The organism is Acidovorax sp. BL-A-41-H1, assembly GCF_051942715.1.
The window spans coordinates 823,265-841,155 of the sequence record NZ_JBPVJQ010000006.1 but is presented as its reverse complement, the minus strand read 5'-3'; the positions used below and the strand labels follow the sequence as shown (position 1 = coordinate 841,155).

The window sequence follows — 17,891 nt, the reverse complement described above, 5'->3', positions numbered from 1 at the left end:
TCCCGGACATCCGCTAAAGTGCGATGCGGCGACCCGAAAAACGCTATTCTTTTGATAGCATCCTGGCATTTGAATGCAAGGGCTACAGGCCAAAAACACCCAAAATGCCCAGCGCACACCTCCCTCACAGCCCCGCTGCAGAGCGCAACCAGGCTCCCATCCTGGCGCAGCTGCTTGCCCTGCTGCCCGCCCGCGGTGCCGCGCTCGAGATTGCCAGCGGCACCGGTCAGCACGCCGCCCACTTTGCGGCCGCCCTGCCCGGCTGGAGCTGGCAACCCACCGACCTGCAGGAAACCCTGTTCACCGCCATCACGGCATGGGCCGCCGAGGCAGGCGCCCCCAACGTGCTGCCGCCCGTGGCCCTGGACGTGCTGGCCCCGCGCTGGCCGGTGCAGGGCCAGGCCTTTGCGCCCGGCGCCTTTGACCTGATCTACTGCGCCAACATGTTGCACATCGCCCCATGGGCGTGCTGCGCCGGACTGATGCAGGGCGCGGCGCGGCATCTCGCGCCCGGCGGGCGACTGGTGACGTACGGCCCGTATCTGGAAGAAGGCGTGCCCACGTCACCCGGCAACCTCGCGTTTGACACCAGCCTGCGCGCGCAGGACGGCCAGTGGGGCATCCGCCGGCTGGAAGACGTGAGCGCGGTGGCCACGCAATCCGGCCTGGCCCTGCAAGCCCGCCACGCCATGCCCGCCAACAACCTGCTGCTGGTATGGGCGCGGGCTGGCAAAGCCTGACGCAACCTCAGCCCTCACACTGCCCCCTCTTTTGCACCCTTGTCCCGTCTAGCCATGACCCAACCCAGCGCCCCTTTCTTCATCGCCACCGTCGAACCCGACGGCCTGCAATGCGATGCCTGGCCCGAGCAACCCCTGCTGCAGTCGCTGGAAGGCGGCGGCATCGACTGGCCCAGCTCGTGCCGTAACGGCACCTGCCGCACCTGCCTGGGGCAACTGGTGCAGGGCGCCGTGCGCTATGAGATCGAATGGCCCGGCCTGACCGCCGAGGAAAAGGCCGAAGGCTGCGTGCTGCCCTGCGTGGCCTACCCGGTGTCCGACGTGGTGCTGCAAGGTTCAGCCATCTGACCTTGCCCGGCCACAACGGCACTGCAGGCAAGGGATTCTTGCGCCCGCTGCCGGGGACCTGGGGGCCGGTGAACTAAAATCCGGGGTTTTGCGGGCCTGCTGCACCGATGGTGCGGGGCCCCTCAGACGAGCGGCAGCGCCGCACGCATGTTCTTTGGGTGGGATACGGGCCGCGCCAGCGTTGCCCGGCCCCGGGACCTGCGATGCAGCGGCCCAACGAAAGCCCCCATCCATGAACACCCCCCTCACCCCTGTGCCCATCTCGCCGGTCGAAGACATCGTGGCCGAAATGCGCGCCGGGCGCATCGTCATCCTGGTGGATGAAGAAGACCGCGAAAACGAAGGCGATCTGGTGCTGGCGTCAGACCACGTCACCCCCGAAGCCATCAACTTCATGGCCCGCTTCGGCCGCGGCCTGATCTGCCTGACGCTCACGCGCGAGCGCTGCGAGTTCCTCAAGCTGCCACCCATGGCCGCCCGCAACGGCACGGTGTACAGCACCGCCTTCACGGTGTCGATTGAGGCAGCCGAAGGCGTGACCACCGGCATCTCCGCCGCGGACCGCGCCCGCACTGTGCAGGTGGCCGTAGACCGCAAGAGCCAGCCCACCGACCTGGTGCAGCCCGGCCACATCTTCCCGCTGCAGGCGGTGGATGGCGGCGTGCTCATGCGCGCAGGCCATACCGAAGCCGGCTGCGACCTGGCCGCCATGGCCGGCTGCAGCCCGTCGTCGGTGATCTGCGAGATCATGAAGGACGACGGCACCATGGCCCGCCTGCCCGATCTGCAGCTGTTTGCCGCCGAGCACGGCCTCAAGATCGGCACCATTGCCGACCTGATCGAATACCGCAGCCGCAACGAATCGCTGGTCGAAAAAATCGGCGAGCGCCGCCTGAAGACCACCTACGGCGAGTTCACCGCCCATGCCTTCCGCGACAAGCCCAGCCAGGCTGTGCATCTGGCGCTGGTCAAGGGTCAGTGGAATGCCGACGACGTGGTGCCCGTGCGCGTGCACGAGCCGCTGTCGGTACTGGATGCACTGGAGATTGACCGCTCCATGCACTCGTGGGGCCTTGACACCAGCCTGCAGTACCTCGTCAAGCAGGGCAAGGGCGTGGCCGTGCTGCTCAACTGCGGCGAAAGCGCCGAGCAGATGGTGGCCCAGTTTGAAGGCACGGCGCGCTCGGCACAGGCGCCCGAGCGCGGCCGCATGGACCTGCGCACCTACGGCGTGGGCGCGCAGATCCTGCGTGAATGCGGCGTGCAGAAGATGGCGCTGATGGGCCAGCCGCGGCGCATGCCCAGCATGGCGGGCTACGGCCTGGAGATCACGGGCTTCATCCCCAAGGACGCCCAGGCCACAGGCGGCTAAGCCGCCCGGGCCTTCCCCTCCCCGTGCGGGGGCACGCTCACGACAGTCACCCGGTTATCAGAGAAAGTACACACACATGTTTGGCGCAGACAAAGGCACCGCAGACCACCTGGACGGCAAGAAGCTGCACATCGGCATCGTGCAGGCCCGTTTCAACGAAGGCATCACCAACACCCTGGCAGCGGCCTGCCGCGCCGAGCTGCTGGCCCTGGGCGTGCAGGAGAAGCACATCAAGCACGTGCTGGTGCCCGGCGCGCTGGAAGTGCCCGTGGCCCTGCAGGCCATGGCCGAGAGCAACGACTACGACGCGCTGATTGCCCTGGGCTGCATCATCCGCGGCGAGACCTACCACTTCGAGCTGGTGGCCAATGAATCCGGCGCCGGCGTCACGCGCCTGTCGCTGGACTACCAGATCCCGATTGCCAACGCCATCATCACCACCGAGAACCTCGAACAGGCCATTGCGCGCCAGACCGAGAAGGGCACCGACGCCGCCCGCGTGGCGGTGGAAATGGCCAACCTGCTGGACGAACTTTCATGAGCGACAACAACAACCATAACGACACCCCTGCAGGTGCCCGCCCCCCCAAGCAGGTGCGTACCGGCCTCAAGTCCACCGGCGTGCGCAAGGCAGCGTCCAAGTCGGCCCGTAGCCGCGCACGCGAATTTGCGCTGCAGGCGCTGTACCAGCACATCGTGGGCGGCAACGAGGCCTCGGCCATCGACGCCTTCACGCGCGACCTGGCGGGCTTTCACAAGGCCGATTCGGCCCACTACGACGCCCTGCTGCACGGCAGCATCGCCACCGCTGCCGACATGGATGCGCTGATCACCCCGCTGCTGGACCGCAAGATGGCCGAGATCTCGCCCATCGAGCGCGCCACGATGTGGATCGGCGTGTACGAGTTCCAGAACTGCCTGGATGTGCCGTGGCGCGTGGTGCTCAATGAGTGCATCGAGCTGGCCAAGGAGTTTGGCGGCACCGACGGCCACAAGTACGTGAACGCCGTGCTCAACGGCCTGGCACCGCGCCTGCGCGCGGTGGAAGTGGCGGCCGACAAGGCATCGGGTGCAGCTGGCGCGGCGCCTGCCGCCGCCCCGGCAGGCGACAGCAACGCCCCCGCCACCGGCGCCTGACGCGCGCCCTGCCCGCCTGGCTGCAGCCCGCCTGCAGCCGGTCCATCGGCGGGTTTTGCCCCCTGAACGACGCCCGCCAGCGCGGGCAGGAAGCCTGTCCATGAAGTTTTCCACGCGCGCTGAGCGCATCGAACCGTTCTACGTGATGGAAGTCGCCAAGGCCGCACAGGCCCTGGCTCGCGAGGTGGCCGGCAGCGCCGACCCGATCATCTTCCTGAACATCGGCGAACCCGACTTCACCGCCCCCCCGCTGGTGCAGGAAGCCGCTGCCAAAGCCGTGCGCGATGGCGCCACGCAGTACACCAACGCCCTGGGCCTGGAGCCCCTTCGCGAGCGCATCAGCGGCTGGTACAAGACGCGTTTTGGCGTGGACGTGCCTGCGCGCCGCATCGTGGTCACCGCGGGTGCATCGGCAGCGCTGCAGCTGGCCTGCCTGGCCCTCATCGAGGCCGGCGACGAGATCCTGATGCCCGACCCGAGCTACCCGTGCAACCGGCACTTCGTGAGCGCCGCCGAAGGTCGCGCGGTGCTGCTGCCCACCACGGCGCAGGAGCGCTACCAGCTCAGCGCCGACAAGGTGCGCGCGGCCTGGGGCCAAAAGACGCGCGGGGTGCTGCTTGCGTCCCCCTCCAACCCCACCGGCACCTCCATCGCGCCCGATGAGCTGCGCCGCATCAACGACGTGGTGCGCGAGCACGATGGCGTGACGCTGATCGACGAGATCTACCTGGGCCTTTCGTACGAAGAGGCCTTTGGCCACACGGCCCTGGCCATTGATGACCACATCATCAGCATCAACAGCTTCAGCAAGTACTTCAACATGACCGGCTGGCGCCTCGGCTGGATGGTGGTGCCCGACGCGATGGTGCCGGTGGTGGAGCGCCTGGCGCAAAACCTGTTCATCTGCGCCAGCACCGTGTCGCAGCACGCGGCGCTGGCCTGCTTCGAGCCCGAGAGCATTGCCGAATACGAACGCCGCCGCGCCGAGTTCAAGGCCCGGCGCGACTTCTTCATCCCCGCCCTGCAAGGCATGGGCCTGCAGGTGCCGGTGATGCCTGACGGCGCTTTCTACGCCTGGGCCGACTGCACCGATGCCGCCGCGCGCCTGGGCGTGCAGGGCAGCTGGGACACCGCCTTTGCGCTGATGCGCCGTGCCCATGTGGCCGTGACGCCGGGGCGCGACTTTGGCACGGCCGACACGGCGCGCTTCATCCGCTTTTCGACCGCCAACTCGATGGCGCAGCTGCAGGAGGCTGTGGCCCGCCTGCAGCGCGTGCTGGCATAGGGCGGAGGCCATGGCGTTCGAGTTTCCGGTCCGCGTGTATTGGGAAGACACCGATGCCGGCGGCATCGTGTTCTATGCCAACTACCTCAAGTTCTTTGAGCGCGCGCGCACCGAGTGGCTGCGCTCGCTGGGCATCGGCCAGCAACGATTGCGGGAACAAACCGGCGGCATGTTTGTCGTAACCGATGCGCAGCTGCGCTACCACCGCAGCGCCCGCCTGGACGATGCACTGATTGTTACCGCCGCCCTGCAGGACATGGGCCGGGCATCATTGACAATAGTGCAGCAGGCGCTCCTGAAACCAGAGCAGATGTCCGACCAAAACCCCACGCTGCTGACCGAAGGCACCATCCGCATCGGATGGGTGGATGCAGCGAGCATGCGCCCCGCGCGCATCCCCGCGACCCTTGTGGAAATACTCTCGAAATGAACTCGCAAAACATGTCCATCGTCTCCCTGGTGCTGCAGGCCAGCTGGGTGGTGCAACTCGTCATGCTGCTGCTGGTGACGGTGTCGGTGGCCAGCTGGGCGGCCATCTTCCGCAAACTGTTTGCCCTGAAGCGCGTGAAGGCACTGAACGAAGAATTCGAGCGCGAGTTCTGGTCGGGCACCAGCCTGAACGACCTGTATGCCAGCGCCGCGCAAAACGCCAAGCAGGCCGGCCCCATGGAACGCATCTTTGCCAGCGGCATGCGCGAGTATCAAAAGCTGCGCGAGCGCCGCATCAGCGACCCCGGCACGCTGCTCGATGGCGCCCGCCGCGCCATGCGCGCGAGCTTCCAGCGCGAGATGGACGTGGTGGAGTCCAGCCTGTCGTTCCTGGCCTCGGTCGGATCGGTATCGCCCTATGTGGGCCTGTTTGGCACGGTGTGGGGCATCATGCATGCCTTCACCGGCTTTGCCGGCATGGAACAGGTCACGCTGGCCACCGTAGCCCCCGGCATTGCCGAGGCGCTGGTGGCCACCGCCATCGGCCTGTTTGCCGCCATCCCGGCCGTGATTGCCTACAACAACTTTGCCCGCGACATCGACCGCGTGGCCACGCACCAGGAGACCTTCATCGAAGAGTTCTCCAACATCCTGCAGCGCAACCTGGGCGCCCAGCCCGGCGGCCACACGGCCTCGGGCCACTGACCGGAGGCCCGCACCATGCCCGCCATGGCATCCCGCGGCCGCGGACGCCGCACCATCAACGAAATCAACATGGTGCCGTTCATCGACGTCATGCTGGTGCTGCTCATCATCTTCATGGTCACAGCGCCCATGCTGACGCCCGGCATGATCGATGTGCCCAGCGTGGGCAAGGGCAAGACCATGCCCAAGGCGGTGGCCCAGGTCATCGTCAACAAGGACGGCACGCTGCAGTTCAAGACCCCTGAAGCCACACGTAGCCTGAACCAGCGCGAGATCGGCGACGCCGCCATCCGCTGGCAAAAGGGCCAGGGCGCAGACAGCGCCGTTGTGATCAGCGCCGACAAGGGCGTGCAGTACGAAACCGTGGTGAAGGCCATGGATGCGTTGCAAAAGGCCGGCGTGCAGCGCGTAGGCCTGTCCGTCAAGCAGGGCGGCTGAGCCCGCCACGCCCCGCGCACACCCGCCAGCCCATGCACGCCCAAGACGACCGCGACCAGTTCACGCCGCCGCAACCGCCTGCACGCCTGCGCGCCATCGCGCTGGCTGTGCTGGTGCATGCCGTGCTGATCGGCGCGCTGACCTGGGGTGTGAACTGGCAGACCAGCACAGACCAGCCCGCCGTGGAAGCCGAACTTTGGGCCGCCGTGCCGCAGATGGCCGCGCCGCGCGAAAGCACGCCGCCGCCAGAGCCGCACGCCCCACCGCCACCACCACCACAGGTCACGCCCACGCCACCGCCGCCTCCACCACCGCCACGCGCAGCAGAGCCGCCCGACACGCGCGAGGCCGACATCGCCATCGAGCGCGAAAAGAAGCGCCTGGAGCAGGAAAAGAAAGCCCGCGAACAGCAGGCCGAGCGGGACAAGCGCGAGCGCGAACGCAAGGAAGAAGAACGCCGCGAACGCCTGGAGCAGGAAAAGAAAGAGCGCCTGCAAAAAGAGAAGGCCCGGGAAAAGGAAAAAGAGCGCGAGAAGGAAAAGGCGCAGGAGCTGCGTGAAAAGCAGCTGGCCGAGCAAAAGAAGGCCGAGCAGGAAAAGCAAAAGAAGCTGGCTGAGGACAAGCGCAAGGCTGAAGAGGCTGCCAAGCGCAAGGCTGAGGCCGACGATAAACAGCTTGCCAAGCAGCGCGAAGAAAACCTGCGCCGGATGCAAGGCCTGGCCGGAGCGACCGGCGGCGAAAACGCCACGGGCACCGCCCTGCGCAGCGCAGGCCCTTCGGGCAGCTACGGCGGCAAGGTGGCGGCCAAGGTACGCCCCAACATCGTGTACCCCGACGTCATCTCGGGCAACCCGCGCGCCGAGGTGGAAGTGCGCCTGGCACCCGACGGCACCATCGTCGGCAAGCGCCTCGTGCAATCGAGCGGTAACAAGGCGTGGGACGATGCGGTGCTTCGTGCACTGGAAAAAACCGAGACGCTGCCGCGCGATGTGGACGGGCGGGTGCCTTCATCTCTGGTGATCGGGTTCCGGCCACAAGATTGAGCCCGACATGCTTGGCGGATCAATGCCAAGTTGCCAGACCTGCCTCAAACGCCTCTTGATCAGCGCTGCCGTTCACGCAGCACCGCATTGACCTCAGCCCCGTAGATCAGCGTGGTGGCGCTCACGTAGAGAAAAACGAGCGTGGCCACAACGCCTGCAAAGCTGCCATAAATGAGCGCAAGCTTTCCCGCACTGCGCAGCGTGTACGACAGCGTGGCGGCGGCCACCACCCACAGTCCGGCACCCACCAGCGCGCCCGGCAGCACCGTGTACACGCGCTGGGGAATGTCCGGCAACCAGCCATACAGCAGCGCATACAGCACCACCAGGGTGACGTATGCAGCCCCGTAGCGCACGCTGTCGTAGAGCCAGATCACCTCCTGACCGTCCACCGCCACGTTGGTGACCAGCAAATGCCAGACGCGCGGCATGACGATCACCGAACTGAAGACCAGCAGCACGCCAGATCCCACGAGCACGGTGAACAGCGTGGACTTCAGGCGCGCCTTCCAGAATGGCATGCCGCGCTCGATACCGTACGAGCGGTTGAGCGCCGCGCGCACCGCCTGCATGCCGGATGACCCCGTCCAAAGCGTGATCGCCAGGCCCACCGTCAGCAGCGCCTCGTTGCGCTGGGCCAGCACCTGCCGCACCACCGGCTGCATGACATCGCGCACCAGCTGCGGCGCATAGCCCAGCACGCGCTCGGCCAGCGCAGCCGCGTCGCCTGGCTGGCCCATGTACGCTGCGGCCGCCGACAGCAGGAGCAGCAGCGGAAACATGGCCAGCACTGCAGAAAACGCCAGACTGCCCGCCTGGTTGGCGCTCTGGTGCAGCACATAGTTGCGCACGGCCAGGCAGAGCACGCCCACCACCGGTAGGTTCGCAGCCGCGTGGCTCAGCCGCCGCAAACCCTGCATCATGGGAGCAGGCGCCCTTCCACCGAGTCGTCCAGCGTCTTGCCCAGGGCAGCGCCAATCATCATCTTGGTCGCTGCGATCAGACTCCCGTGCTTGTTGTCCCAGTAATAACCGGTCACGGGCGCCACTTCGATCACCGTGATGCGCGGGTCATCCTTGCCGCCGGTGAACCAGGTTTTCATGATCGGGTCCCACAGCGCATCAATGAGGGCCTGGTCGCGGTGGATGCTCGCGGTGCCATCCAGCACCATGAAGCCTGCGTGCTTGGAGCCCTGCATGAAGATACGCACATTGGGGTCGGCCTCGATCTCGCGGTTCTTGTAGCTGTCCGACGCACTCAGAAACCACAGGTGCCCCGCTTCATCCACCTTCTCCACCCCCATCGGCCGCGTGCCGCGGGTTTCGCTGTGCGGGGCGTTGGTGCTGAAGAAGCATGACCCTGCATCCTCGGCCAGGTCGCGGATGCGCTGCGTGGCCTCTGCCCCGCTCAGGTGCTGGTGCGTGTTCTCGGGCTGGTTACTGTTGATTGAATCCATGGCGATCTCCACCTGTAAATGGGGTGTTTGGATTGCACAGGAGCCAGGCAGCGGGTGATGTAGGAGCGAGGCCATTTGCGCTGCCCCCGCGTGCCATCGCATCACGGACCTTTGTAAAACTGGTGCCTCTCAAAGGAATGCGTTGGCAGGCGCGCGCAATGAATTACCCATTCGCACGGTCACGCTCGGGCAATGCGCTGACACCGACGCGGTCCATAGCAAATTAATGTTCGAGCAGGGTAAGGCACGCAGCCCACCGACACGGCCGCCCTAAACAGCTTTTGACAACCAAGTGCCTCACACGCAAAGGTCGCACGCAGCGTACCTCCGCAATGAGCCTCTACTTCACAACCCTCTAGCCATGAAGTCCTGTTGCCATCGATCTCTGACGCGTCACCGGAGCCCAAGCGCTGCTCATGGTGCAGGAGCCAGATCACTTGAGGCGGCACCCCATGGGTGACTGGGCCGATCTCATGCAGTGGCCCGCTTTTGTGGCGTCGGTAGCGGCCGCGTGGCTGGTGGGCTCCAAGAGTGAACATCGCCGGAAGATCGGCTTCTGGGTTTTCCTCGCGAGCAACGTGCTGTGGGTGTGCTGGGGCATACCAGCAGGGGCCACGGCGGTCATCGCGTTGCAGGTGTGCCTGGCGGTGATGAATATCCGTGGGCTGGTCAAGGCGAAGGAGGCCGAATGAGGGCGTTTTACGGAGCCCCTCCCGGCGCGGGCATTCCATGAAAAACGCCCTGCAGTGCAGGGCGCCATCCTTCAGAGGCATTTCCAAGCCTTTTTGGCCGCAGGCGGTCTTTCTATTTGCCTCCGTAGCTATCAATTAAATAGCAAACCGCATCAATCCCGCTGTTGCTCCACCATCCGGTTGATCCGCAGCGCTCCCAGCGTGCACACCACACCCGACAGCAGGTACAGCGTGACGGCGCCCAGCCCGAACTTGGCCGACAGGCCCAGGGCCACCAGCGGGGCAAAGGCTGCACCGATCATCCACGCGATGTCGGTGGACAGGGCGGCGCCCGTGTAGCGGTAGCGGGCCGAGAAGTTGGATGTCACGGTGCCCGATGCCTGCCCGTACGACAGCCCCAGCAGCACGAAGCCGCTGATCAGGAAGATGTTGTTGCCCACCGTACCCGCGTCCAGCAGCCAGGGCACCAGCAGGCTGAACACGCCGATCAGCACGGCCATGGAGCCCAGCAGGGTGCGGCGGCCCACGCGGTCTGACAGCCAGCCGGACACCATGATGGCGCCAGCAGCCAGGAAGGCACCGACGATCTGCACGCCAAGCACTTCGGTGATGGGCTGGTCGGAATACATGGTGATCCACGACAGGGGGAACACCGTGACCATGTGGAACAGGGCAAAGCTGGCCAGCGCGGCAAAGGCGCCCAGCAACACGTTGCCGCCTTCGTCCCGCATGACGCGGCTCACGGCCACGGGTTGCAGCTCGCGCTCTTGCAGCAGTTCGGTGTAAGACTGCCCCACCACCAGGCGCAGGCGGGCGAACAAAGCCACCACGTTCACGGCAAACGCCACGAAGAACGGGTAGCGCCAGCCCCAGGCCAGAAACTCTTCGACGGAAAGACTGCTGTACAGGTAGGCGAACAGCCCGGCGGCCAGGACGAAGCCGACGGGGGCGCCGAACTGGCCGATCATGGCGTACCAGCCGCGGCGGTTCTTGGGGGCCGACATGGCCAGCAGGGATGGCAGGCCGTCCCACGTGCCGCCCAGGGCCAGGCCCTGGCCGATGCGCAGCACCAGCAGCGCGACGATGGCAGCTGTGCCCACGCTCGAATAAGACGGCAGGAAGGCCATGCCCACCGTGCACACGCCCAGCAGGAAGAGCGCAATGGTGAGCTTGGTACCCCGGCCCCAGCGGCGCTGGATGGCCATGGATACCGCCGTGCCCACGGGCCGCACCACAAACGCCACGGCCAGCAGTGCAAACGACATCAGCGTGCCATCGAGCCGCGACAGGAACGGGAACAGCAGCGACGGAAACACCAGCACGCAGGCGATGCCGAACACGAAAAAGTCGAAGTATTCGGAGGCGCGACCAATGATCACGCCGACGGCGATCTCGCTGGGGGTCACTTCCTCATGGGTATCGGCCCGCGAAAGGGATTCAGGGCTTTCTTCAAAGCCGGCGGCCGGGTAGGCGGCGGTGGCGGGGCTGCTCATGAACAGGGCTCCTTGACGTTGTGCAGTGCAATGAACCCGTTTTACACCGCCCTTGGCGGGCCCACAACTGGGCTTTCGCTAACCAGAGCGCAGGACAAGGTCGCTTTTGTTGATCTGGCAGGGGGCGGCGCCCGCCCTGCGTTTGACCTTGGACAAAATGTCCAATCGACAAAAAAGCTAGGCCTATTACATTCCATCGCACACCGTTATCCGCGTTTACCCCTAAAGCAAAACGCATCCAACGAGCGCTCTTGAAATGTCCAAAACCTTTACTTCCCGCGGGCCGGCGTGGCTGGCCGCACTGGCTGCCACGGGCACCCTGGCTGGCTGCAGCAAGGCGGTTGTCCTGAACCCGGCGGGCGACGTGGCGTCGCAGCAGGGGCTTCTGGTCGTCCAGGCCACTGTCCTCATGCTGATCATCATCGTGCCGGTGATCGCCCTCACGCTGTGGTTTGCCTGGAAATACCGGCATAACAACGCGGCCAATACCGAAGACGACTACGACCCTGAGTGGCACCACTCCACCACGCTGGAGCTGGTGATCTGGACGGTACCGCTGCTCATCATCATTGCGCTGGGCGCGCTGACATGGATCGGCACGCACAAGCTCGACCCGTACCGGCCGCTGGACCGTATCTCGGCCACCAAGCCGCTGGCGCCGCAGGTCAAACCCCTGGAGGTGCAGGTGGTGGCCATGGACTGGAAGTGGCTGTTCTTCTACCCCGAGCAGGGCATTGCCACGGTGAACGAGCTGGCCGCGCCGGTCGACCGCCCGATCATCTTCAAGCTGACCGCCACCTCGACCATGAACGCGTTTTTCGTGCCCGACCTGGCCGGAATGATCTACGCCATGCCCGGCATGCAGACCGAGCTGAACGCCGTGATCAACAAGCCCGGCGTGTACAAGGGACTGTCGTCGCACTACAGCGGCGCGGGCTTTTCGGGCATGACGTTCAAGTTCCACGGCCTGAGCGACGCCGACTTTGCCCAGTGGGTGCAGACCGCCAAAACCGAAGGCAAGGCGCTGGACAAGCAGACCTACCTGAACCTCGTCAAGCCCAGCACGCGCGACCCGGTGCAGCGCTTTGGCCGCGTGGAAGAAGGCCTGTACAACAAGGTGCTCAACCGCTGCGTCGAAGACGGCCAGATGTGCATGCACCACATGATGGTGATCGACGAGCGCGGTGGCGAGGCCTACATGCGCGCCGCCGGCCTGAACCTGCCGCAGGACGTGTGCACGTCGCAAAACGCCGACCAGGTGGTGGCCACGCTCGAAGCCCAGCTGGCAGCGCCCGCCCGGGCCACGGCGCAATGACTGCGCCTTCCACATCCCCCATGCACCACAGCACTCCCCGCACATACATGACGCGCCAGCAGCCATCCTGCTGCCGCTGACGTCACCTCAGAGAGTACCTATGTCCTCCGTCATCCCTACCGAACCGCACTGGGCCCTAGGTCGCATCACCTGGGACTCGATACCCATGGCGCACGATCCGATCGTGCTCTGGACCTTTGTCGCCACCATGCTGGGCGGCCTCGTCGTGATGGCGGGCCTGACCAAGTACCGCCTGTGGGGCCCGCTCTGGCGCGACTGGATCTGCAGCATCGACCACAAGAAGATCGGGATCATGTACATGATCCTGGGCCTGGTGATGCTGCTGCGCGGCTTTGCCGACGCCGTGATGATGCGCCTGCAACAGGCCATGGCTTTTGGCGACAACATGGGCTACCTGCCACCGCACCACTACGACCAGATCTTCACCGCCCACGGCGTGATCATGATCTTCTTCGTGGCGATGCCGCTCGTTACGGGCCTGATGAACTACCTGGTGCCGCTGCAAATCGGCGCGCGCGACGTGTCGTTCCCATTCCTGAACAACTTCAGCTTCTGGATGACCACGGCCGGTGCCGTGCTGGTGATGTTCTCGCTGTTCCTGGGCGAGTTCTCCACCTCGGGCTGGCTGGCGCTGTCCAACCTGGGGTCGCAGAACCCGGGGGTGGGGCTGGATTACTACATCTGGTCGCTGCAGATTGCGGGGGTGGGTACCACGCTCTCGGGTATCAACCTGATCGTCACCATCATCAAGATGCGCGCGCCCGGCATGAACCTGATGAAGATGCCCATCTTCACCTGGACGGCCCTGTGCACCAACGCCCTGATCGTGGCGTCGTTCCCCGTGCTGACCGCAGCGCTGGTGCTGATGTCGCTCGACCGTTATGTCGGGACCAACTTCTTCACGAACGACCTGGGCGGCAACGCCATGCTGTACGTGAACCTGATCTGGATCTGGGGCCACCCCGAGGTCTACATCCTGATCCTGCCGTGCTTTGGCATCTTCTCCGAAGTGGTGGCCACGTTCTGCCGCAAGCGCCTGTTCGGCTACACGTCGATGGTGTACGCCACGGTGGTGATCACCATCCTGTCGTACCTGGTGTGGCTGCACCACTTCTTCACCATGGGCTCCGGGGCCAGCGTGAACACGTTCTTTGGCATCACCACGATGATCATCTCGATCCCGACGGGCGCCAAGATCTTCAACTGGCTGTTCACCATGTACAAGGGCCGCATCCGTTTCGAGCTGCCCATGCTGTGGACGGTGGCCTTCATGGTGACGTTCGCCATCGGCGGCATGACGGGCGTGCTGCTGGCCGTGCCCCCGGCCGACTTCGTGCTGCACAACAGCCTGTTCCTGATTGCGCACTTCCACAACGTCATCATCGGCGGTGTGCTGTTCGGCCTGTTCGCTGGCATCAACTACTGGTACCCCAAGGCCTTTGGCTACAAGCTCGACCGCACCTGGGGCCTGCGCTCCTTCTGGCTGTGGGTGGTGGGTTTCTGGGTGGCCTTTGGCCCGCTGTATGTGCTGGGCCTGATGGGCGTCACGCGCCGCGTGAGCCACTTTGAAGATCCGTCGCTGCAGATCTGGTTCATCATCGCCGCCATTGGCGCTGCCATGATTGCTGCCGGCATCGCCTGCTTCATCATCCAGCTGGTGGTGAGCTATCTGAAGCGCGACGAACTGCGCGACTGGACCGGCGACCCCTGGGACGGCCGCACGCTGGAGTGGGCCACCTCGTCGCCCCCACCGGATTACAACTTTGCCTTCACGCCGGTGGTGCATGAAATTGACGCCTGGTGGGACATGAAGCGCCACGGCTACCAGCGCCCGCTGGCCGGCTTCCAGCCGATCCACATGCCTGCCAACACCTGGGCCGGTGCAGTGATCTCGGGCATCTCGCTGGTGTTCGGCTTTGCGCTGATCTGGCACATGTGGCTGCTGGCCGGCGTGTCGTTTGTGGCGCTGCTGGCAGTGTCCATCGCCCACACGTTCAACTACAAGCGCGACTTCTACATCCCGGCCGCCCAGGTGGCCGAGACCGAACGCATCCGCACACAACAACTGAGCGCAAGCCATGTCTGATATCCGCCTTTCCGCCAGCGGCGCCGCGGCAATGCCTGCCCGCGCCTACCACCTTGCGCACGAGCCACACCCGCCCAACGGCACGGCGCTGGGCTTCTGGCTGTACCTGATGAGCGACTGCCTCATCTTTGCTGCGCTGTTTGCCACCTTCGGCGTGCTGGGGCGCAGCTATGCCGCAGGCCCCACGGGTGCACAGCTGTTTGACCTGACGCTGGTGGCCATCAATACGGCCTTTCTGCTGCTGTCGTCCATCACCTTCGGCTTTGCCATGCTGCGCAAGCAGCAAAAAGATGTGCGCGGCACGCTGGCGTGGCTGGCGATCACCGGCGTCCTGGGCCTGTGCTTCCTGGGCCTGGAGCTGTATGAGTTTGCTCACCTGATCGGCCAGGGCGCCACGCCGCAGCGCAGCGCCTTCCTGTCTGCCTTCTTTGCGCTGGTGGGTACGCACGGCCTGCACGTGACGTTTGGCGTGATCTGGCTGGTGGTGCTGATGGTGCAGATCAACAAGCACGGGCTGATCCCCGAGAACAACCGCCGCCTGATGTGCCTGTCGATGTTCTGGCACTTCCTGGACGTGGTCTGGATCGGCGTCTTTACCTTTGTGTACCTGATGGGGGTGCTGTAAATGAGCGCACAACACACAACAACCCACGCAACCACGCATGCCGGCGCGCACGGTCACCATGGCGACGGCCACCACGATGACCACGACCACCACGGTGACGAACCGCACAGCACCTTCTCGGGCTACATGACGGGCTTTGTGCTGTCGGTCATCCTGACGGCCATCCCGTTCTGGCTGGTCATGGCCAAGGTCATCACCGACCGCAACACCGCCGTCATGGTGCTGGGCGCGTTTGCCGTGGTGCAGATCCTGGTGCACATGGTGTACTTCCTGCACATGAACGGCAAGATCGAGGGCGGCTGGACGTTGCTGGCCACCATCTTCACCGTCGTGTTTGTGGCCATCACCATCAGCGGCACGCTCTGGGTGATGTACAACATGAACGCCAACATGATGCCGGACCACCCCACGCCCCAGGTGCCCGCGCTGCATGAAGCACCGGGGCATTCGACACCTTGACCGCCTCCGCCACGTCTGCCCCTGCGCCTGCGTCTGCGCCTAGCCGGCGCCTTCGCAGGGCCGTGCTGGCACTGGTGGGCGTGGTGCTGCTCCTGGGCTTTGTGGCCCTGGGCACCTGGCAGGTGGAGCGCCGCGCATGGAAACTGGCGCTGATCGAACGCGTGGAGGGCCGGGTGGATGCACCGCCCTCCCCTATTCCGCCCGAAGCCACTTGGCCCGCCATAGAAGTGGCTGACCACGAATATCTGCCCGTTACCCTCCAAGGCCGCTGGCTGCCAGGCAAGACGGTGCTGACCACGGCAGTGACCGAACTGGGCGCTGGCTTCTGGGTTCTGTCGGCATTGCAGCAGTCCGACGGCACCACGGTGCTGGTGAACCGCGGCTTTGTGCCGCAGGACCAGCGCAGCCGGTGGCTGCCCGGTGCCCCGTCCACGGCCAGCGCGACCCCAGCCACAGGGGCAGCCGAAAGCCCCGTACAAATCACCGGCCTGCTGCGTATTACCGAGCCAGATGGTGGGTTCCTGCGCACCAACGACGCCGCGGGCGGGCGCTGGTTCTCGCGCGACGTGGCGGCCATCAGCACCGCGCTGGGCCTTCCGCGCGCGGCGCCGTTCTTCATCGACGCCGGCCTGCCCGCCGCCACCACCGCCGCCCCCGGCAGCAGCGGCGATACCGACGCCCGCAGCGCCAGCACAGGCCCCTGGCCCCGCGAAGGCATGACGGTCATCCGCTTTCACAACAGCCATCTGGTCTACACCCTCACCTGGTACGGCCTTGCCCTCATGGTTGTGGTGGCTGGCTGGTATGTGGCACGCTATGAGCGTTCGCTTGCATCGGCAGGCAACCGTGCCACCCCCACCACCGATGAGCCCCACGCAACCTGAAACCCCGCCGCCCACTGCGGCCACGCTGCTGCAGCAGCGCAGCACGGCCCGGTCGGCCGATGCCACCGCGGGCGTCAAGAACCTGCAGCAGCTGATCCAGCTGCGCTGGACCGCCGTGATCGGGCAGGTGCTGACGATCGAGATGGCGCACTACAGCCTGGGCCTGGTCCTGCCGGTGCGCGAGATGCTGCTGGTGGTCGGCTGCCTGGCGTTGTTCAACGTGGTCAGCCTGCTGCGCCTGCGCATGGGGCGGCCGGTGCGCAATGTGGAGCTGTTCCTGGCACTGCTGATCGACGTGGCGGTGCTCACCGTGCAGCTTTACCTGAGCGGGGGCACCAGTAACCCGTTCGTGTTCCTGTACCTGCTGCAGATCACGCTGGGCGCCGTGCTGCTGCGCGGCGCATACATCTGGACCATTGTGGCCATCACCGTGGCCTGCTTTGCCGCGCTGGCCGAATACCACCTGCCGCTGGCGCTGCCGCAGGACCTGGACCAGGGCCTGTCGAGCCTGTACATGCTGGGCCTGCTGGTGTGTTTTGTGCTCAACGCCACGCTGGTGATGGTGTTCATCACCCGCATCCACCGCAACCTGCGGGAGCGCGATGCCCGGCTGGCCGCGGCCCGCCGCCGCCGCGTGGAAGAAGAACACATCGTGCGCATGGGCCTGCTGGCCTCGGGCGCTGCGCACGAACTGGGCACGCCCCTTTCAACGCTGGCGGTCATCCTGGGCGACTGGCAGCACGACAAGCGCCTGCTGGGAGACGCAGCGCTGCGGGAAGAAATTGCAGAAATGCAGACGCAGGTGCAGCGCTGCAAGAGCATCGTCAGCGGCATCCTGCTGTCGGCAGGCGAAACGCGTGGCGAAGCATCGACCCAGACCACCGTGTGCACTTTTGTAGATGCACTGGCCCAGGAATGGCGCGACACGCGGTCGATGCCGCGCTTTGAATACGAGAACCACTTCGGCGCAGACACCCCCATGGTGTCTGACACCACGCTCCAGCAGATGGTTTTCAATGTGCTGGACAACGCCCGCGACGCCTCACCCGCCTGGGTGCGCCTGTCGGCAGCGCGCCAGGACGACAGCCTGCGCATCACCGTGACCGACGCCGGGCCCGGGTTTTCGGCCGACATGCTGTCGCGGCTGGGCACGCCCTACCAATCGACCAAGAATCGCCCGGGTGGCGGGCTGGGGCTGTACCTGGTGCTCAACGTGGCGCGCACACTGGGCGGCGGCGTGACGGCGCGCAACCGGGCCGAAGGCGGCGCCGAAGTCACCATTGACTTGCCACTGGCTGCGATTGCGTTGCGCACACAGGCCCACTGACGCGCCACGACCGCCCCCCAAAAGAAAAAGACGCGC

The 17,891-nt window shown here is 65.5% G+C and carries 20 protein-coding genes; 17 read left to right on the top strand and 3 right to left on the bottom strand.

Translation table 11 applies throughout. From position 1 onward, the window contains the following. Positions 1-104: 104 nt before the first annotated feature. The 10 genes from ACTPOI_RS17040 (at position 105) to tolA (ending at position 7,497) form a co-directional block, all read left to right on the top strand. On the top strand, positions 105-740 hold the full coding sequence (locus ACTPOI_RS17040; RefSeq protein WP_440110919.1) for a DUF938 domain-containing protein: 636 nt from the start codon (positions 105-107) through the stop codon (positions 738-740). 54 nt (positions 741-794) lie between these two features. After that, positions 795-1,088, top strand: a complete 294-nt coding sequence (locus ACTPOI_RS17035) for a 2Fe-2S iron-sulfur cluster-binding protein (RefSeq protein WP_440110917.1) — start codon at positions 795-797, stop codon at positions 1,086-1,088. A gap of 232 nt (positions 1,089-1,320) precedes the next feature. Next, positions 1,321-2,460: a bifunctional 3,4-dihydroxy-2-butanone-4-phosphate synthase/GTP cyclohydrolase II gene (gene ribBA, locus ACTPOI_RS17030; protein WP_440110915.1), complete on the top strand. Its 1,140-nt coding sequence runs from the start codon at positions 1,321-1,323 to the stop codon at positions 2,458-2,460. Positions 2,461-2,536: 76 nt separating this feature from the next. Next, complete coding sequence (ribH, locus tag ACTPOI_RS17025; RefSeq protein WP_440110913.1) at positions 2,537-3,001, top strand: 6,7-dimethyl-8-ribityllumazine synthase; 465 nt, start codon at positions 2,537-2,539, stop codon at positions 2,999-3,001. Continuing rightward, entirely contained in the window at positions 2,998-3,597 is a 600-nt protein-coding gene (gene nusB / locus ACTPOI_RS17020; protein WP_440110911.1) for a transcription antitermination factor NusB, read from the top strand. Before ribH ends, nusB begins: the two co-directional genes overlap by 4 nt. 100 nt (positions 3,598-3,697) lie before the next feature. Next, on the top strand, positions 3,698-4,882 hold the full coding sequence (locus ACTPOI_RS17015) for a pyridoxal phosphate-dependent aminotransferase (RefSeq protein ID WP_440110909.1): 1,185 nt from the start codon (positions 3,698-3,700) through the stop codon (positions 4,880-4,882). Positions 4,883-4,892: 10 nt separating this feature from the next. After that, entirely contained in the window at positions 4,893-5,312 is a 420-nt protein-coding gene (gene ybgC / locus ACTPOI_RS17010; protein WP_440110907.1) for a tol-pal system-associated acyl-CoA thioesterase, read from the top strand. Continuing rightward, positions 5,309-6,016, top strand: coding sequence for a protein TolQ (tolQ, locus tag ACTPOI_RS17005; protein WP_291520027.1), 708 nt, complete (start codon positions 5,309-5,311; stop codon positions 6,014-6,016). The genes ybgC and tolQ overlap by 4 nt, the downstream gene beginning before the upstream one ends. A 15-nt stretch (positions 6,017-6,031) precedes the next feature. After that, positions 6,032-6,454, top strand: a complete 423-nt coding sequence (locus ACTPOI_RS17000; RefSeq protein WP_440110905.1) for an ExbD/TolR family protein — start codon at positions 6,032-6,034, stop codon at positions 6,452-6,454. Positions 6,455-6,486: 32 nt separating this feature from the next. Then, positions 6,487-7,497, top strand: a complete 1,011-nt coding sequence (tolA, locus tag ACTPOI_RS16995) for a cell envelope integrity protein TolA (protein ID WP_440110903.1) — start codon at positions 6,487-6,489, stop codon at positions 7,495-7,497. 59 nt (positions 7,498-7,556) lie between these two features. Here the strand turns inward: tolA and ACTPOI_RS16990 are convergent, their stop codons facing one another. Both ACTPOI_RS16990 and ACTPOI_RS16985 read right to left on the bottom strand, forming a co-directional pair. Then, positions 7,557-8,420 (bottom strand): YihY/virulence factor BrkB family protein, encoded by an 864-nt coding sequence (locus ACTPOI_RS16990; protein WP_440110901.1) that lies wholly within the window; start codon positions 8,418-8,420, stop codon positions 7,557-7,559. After that, positions 8,417-8,953 carry a pyridoxamine 5'-phosphate oxidase family protein gene (locus ACTPOI_RS16985; RefSeq protein WP_440110899.1) on the bottom strand — a complete coding sequence of 179 codons (537 nt, stop codon included), beginning with the start codon at positions 8,951-8,953 and terminating at the stop codon, positions 8,417-8,419. The genes ACTPOI_RS16990 and ACTPOI_RS16985 overlap by 4 nt, the downstream gene beginning before the upstream one ends. 452 nt (positions 8,954-9,405) lie before the next feature. Here ACTPOI_RS16985 and ACTPOI_RS16980 point away from each other — a divergent pair, with 452 nt between their 5' ends. Continuing rightward, a complete protein-coding gene (locus tag ACTPOI_RS16980; RefSeq protein ID WP_440110897.1) occupies positions 9,406-9,645 on the top strand; it encodes a YgjV family protein in 240 nt (79 codons plus the stop codon). A gap of 152 nt (positions 9,646-9,797) precedes the next feature. Here the strand turns inward: ACTPOI_RS16980 and ACTPOI_RS16975 are convergent, their stop codons facing one another. Further along, positions 9,798-11,138, bottom strand: a complete 1,341-nt coding sequence (locus tag ACTPOI_RS16975) for an MFS transporter (protein ID WP_440110895.1) — start codon at positions 11,136-11,138, stop codon at positions 9,798-9,800. Between the two features lie 256 nt (positions 11,139-11,394). Between ACTPOI_RS16975 and cyoA the strand changes: the two genes are divergently transcribed. The 6 genes from cyoA to ACTPOI_RS16945 all read left to right on the top strand — a co-directional run bounded on the left by cyoA (position 11,395) and on the right by ACTPOI_RS16945 (position 17,855). Continuing rightward, positions 11,395-12,453, top strand: a complete 1,059-nt coding sequence (gene cyoA, locus ACTPOI_RS16970) for a ubiquinol oxidase subunit II (RefSeq protein ID WP_440110893.1) — start codon at positions 11,395-11,397, stop codon at positions 12,451-12,453. Positions 12,454-12,553: 100 nt separating this feature from the next. Beyond that, positions 12,554-14,560 carry a cytochrome o ubiquinol oxidase subunit I gene (cyoB, locus tag ACTPOI_RS16965; protein ID WP_440110892.1) on the top strand — a complete coding sequence of 669 codons (2,007 nt, stop codon included), beginning with the start codon at positions 12,554-12,556 and terminating at the stop codon, positions 14,558-14,560. Beyond that, the gene (gene cyoC / locus ACTPOI_RS16960) at positions 14,553-15,185 is read left to right on the top strand and encodes a cytochrome o ubiquinol oxidase subunit III (protein WP_440110890.1); all 633 of its coding nucleotides are present in this window, start codon (positions 14,553-14,555) and stop codon (positions 15,183-15,185) included. Before cyoB ends, cyoC begins: the two co-directional genes overlap by 8 nt. Beyond that, positions 15,186-15,644 (top strand): cytochrome o ubiquinol oxidase subunit IV, encoded by a 459-nt coding sequence (cyoD, locus tag ACTPOI_RS16955; protein WP_440110888.1) that lies wholly within the window; start codon positions 15,186-15,188, stop codon positions 15,642-15,644. After that, positions 15,641-16,528, top strand: a complete 888-nt coding sequence (locus ACTPOI_RS16950) for an SURF1 family protein (protein ID WP_440110886.1) — start codon at positions 15,641-15,643, stop codon at positions 16,526-16,528. The genes cyoD and ACTPOI_RS16950 overlap by 4 nt, the downstream gene beginning before the upstream one ends. Continuing rightward, positions 16,509-17,855: an ATP-binding protein gene (locus ACTPOI_RS16945; RefSeq protein ID WP_440110884.1), complete on the top strand. Its 1,347-nt coding sequence runs from the start codon at positions 16,509-16,511 to the stop codon at positions 17,853-17,855. Before ACTPOI_RS16950 ends, ACTPOI_RS16945 begins: the two co-directional genes overlap by 20 nt. The last annotated feature ends 36 nt before the right edge of the window (positions 17,856-17,891 follow it).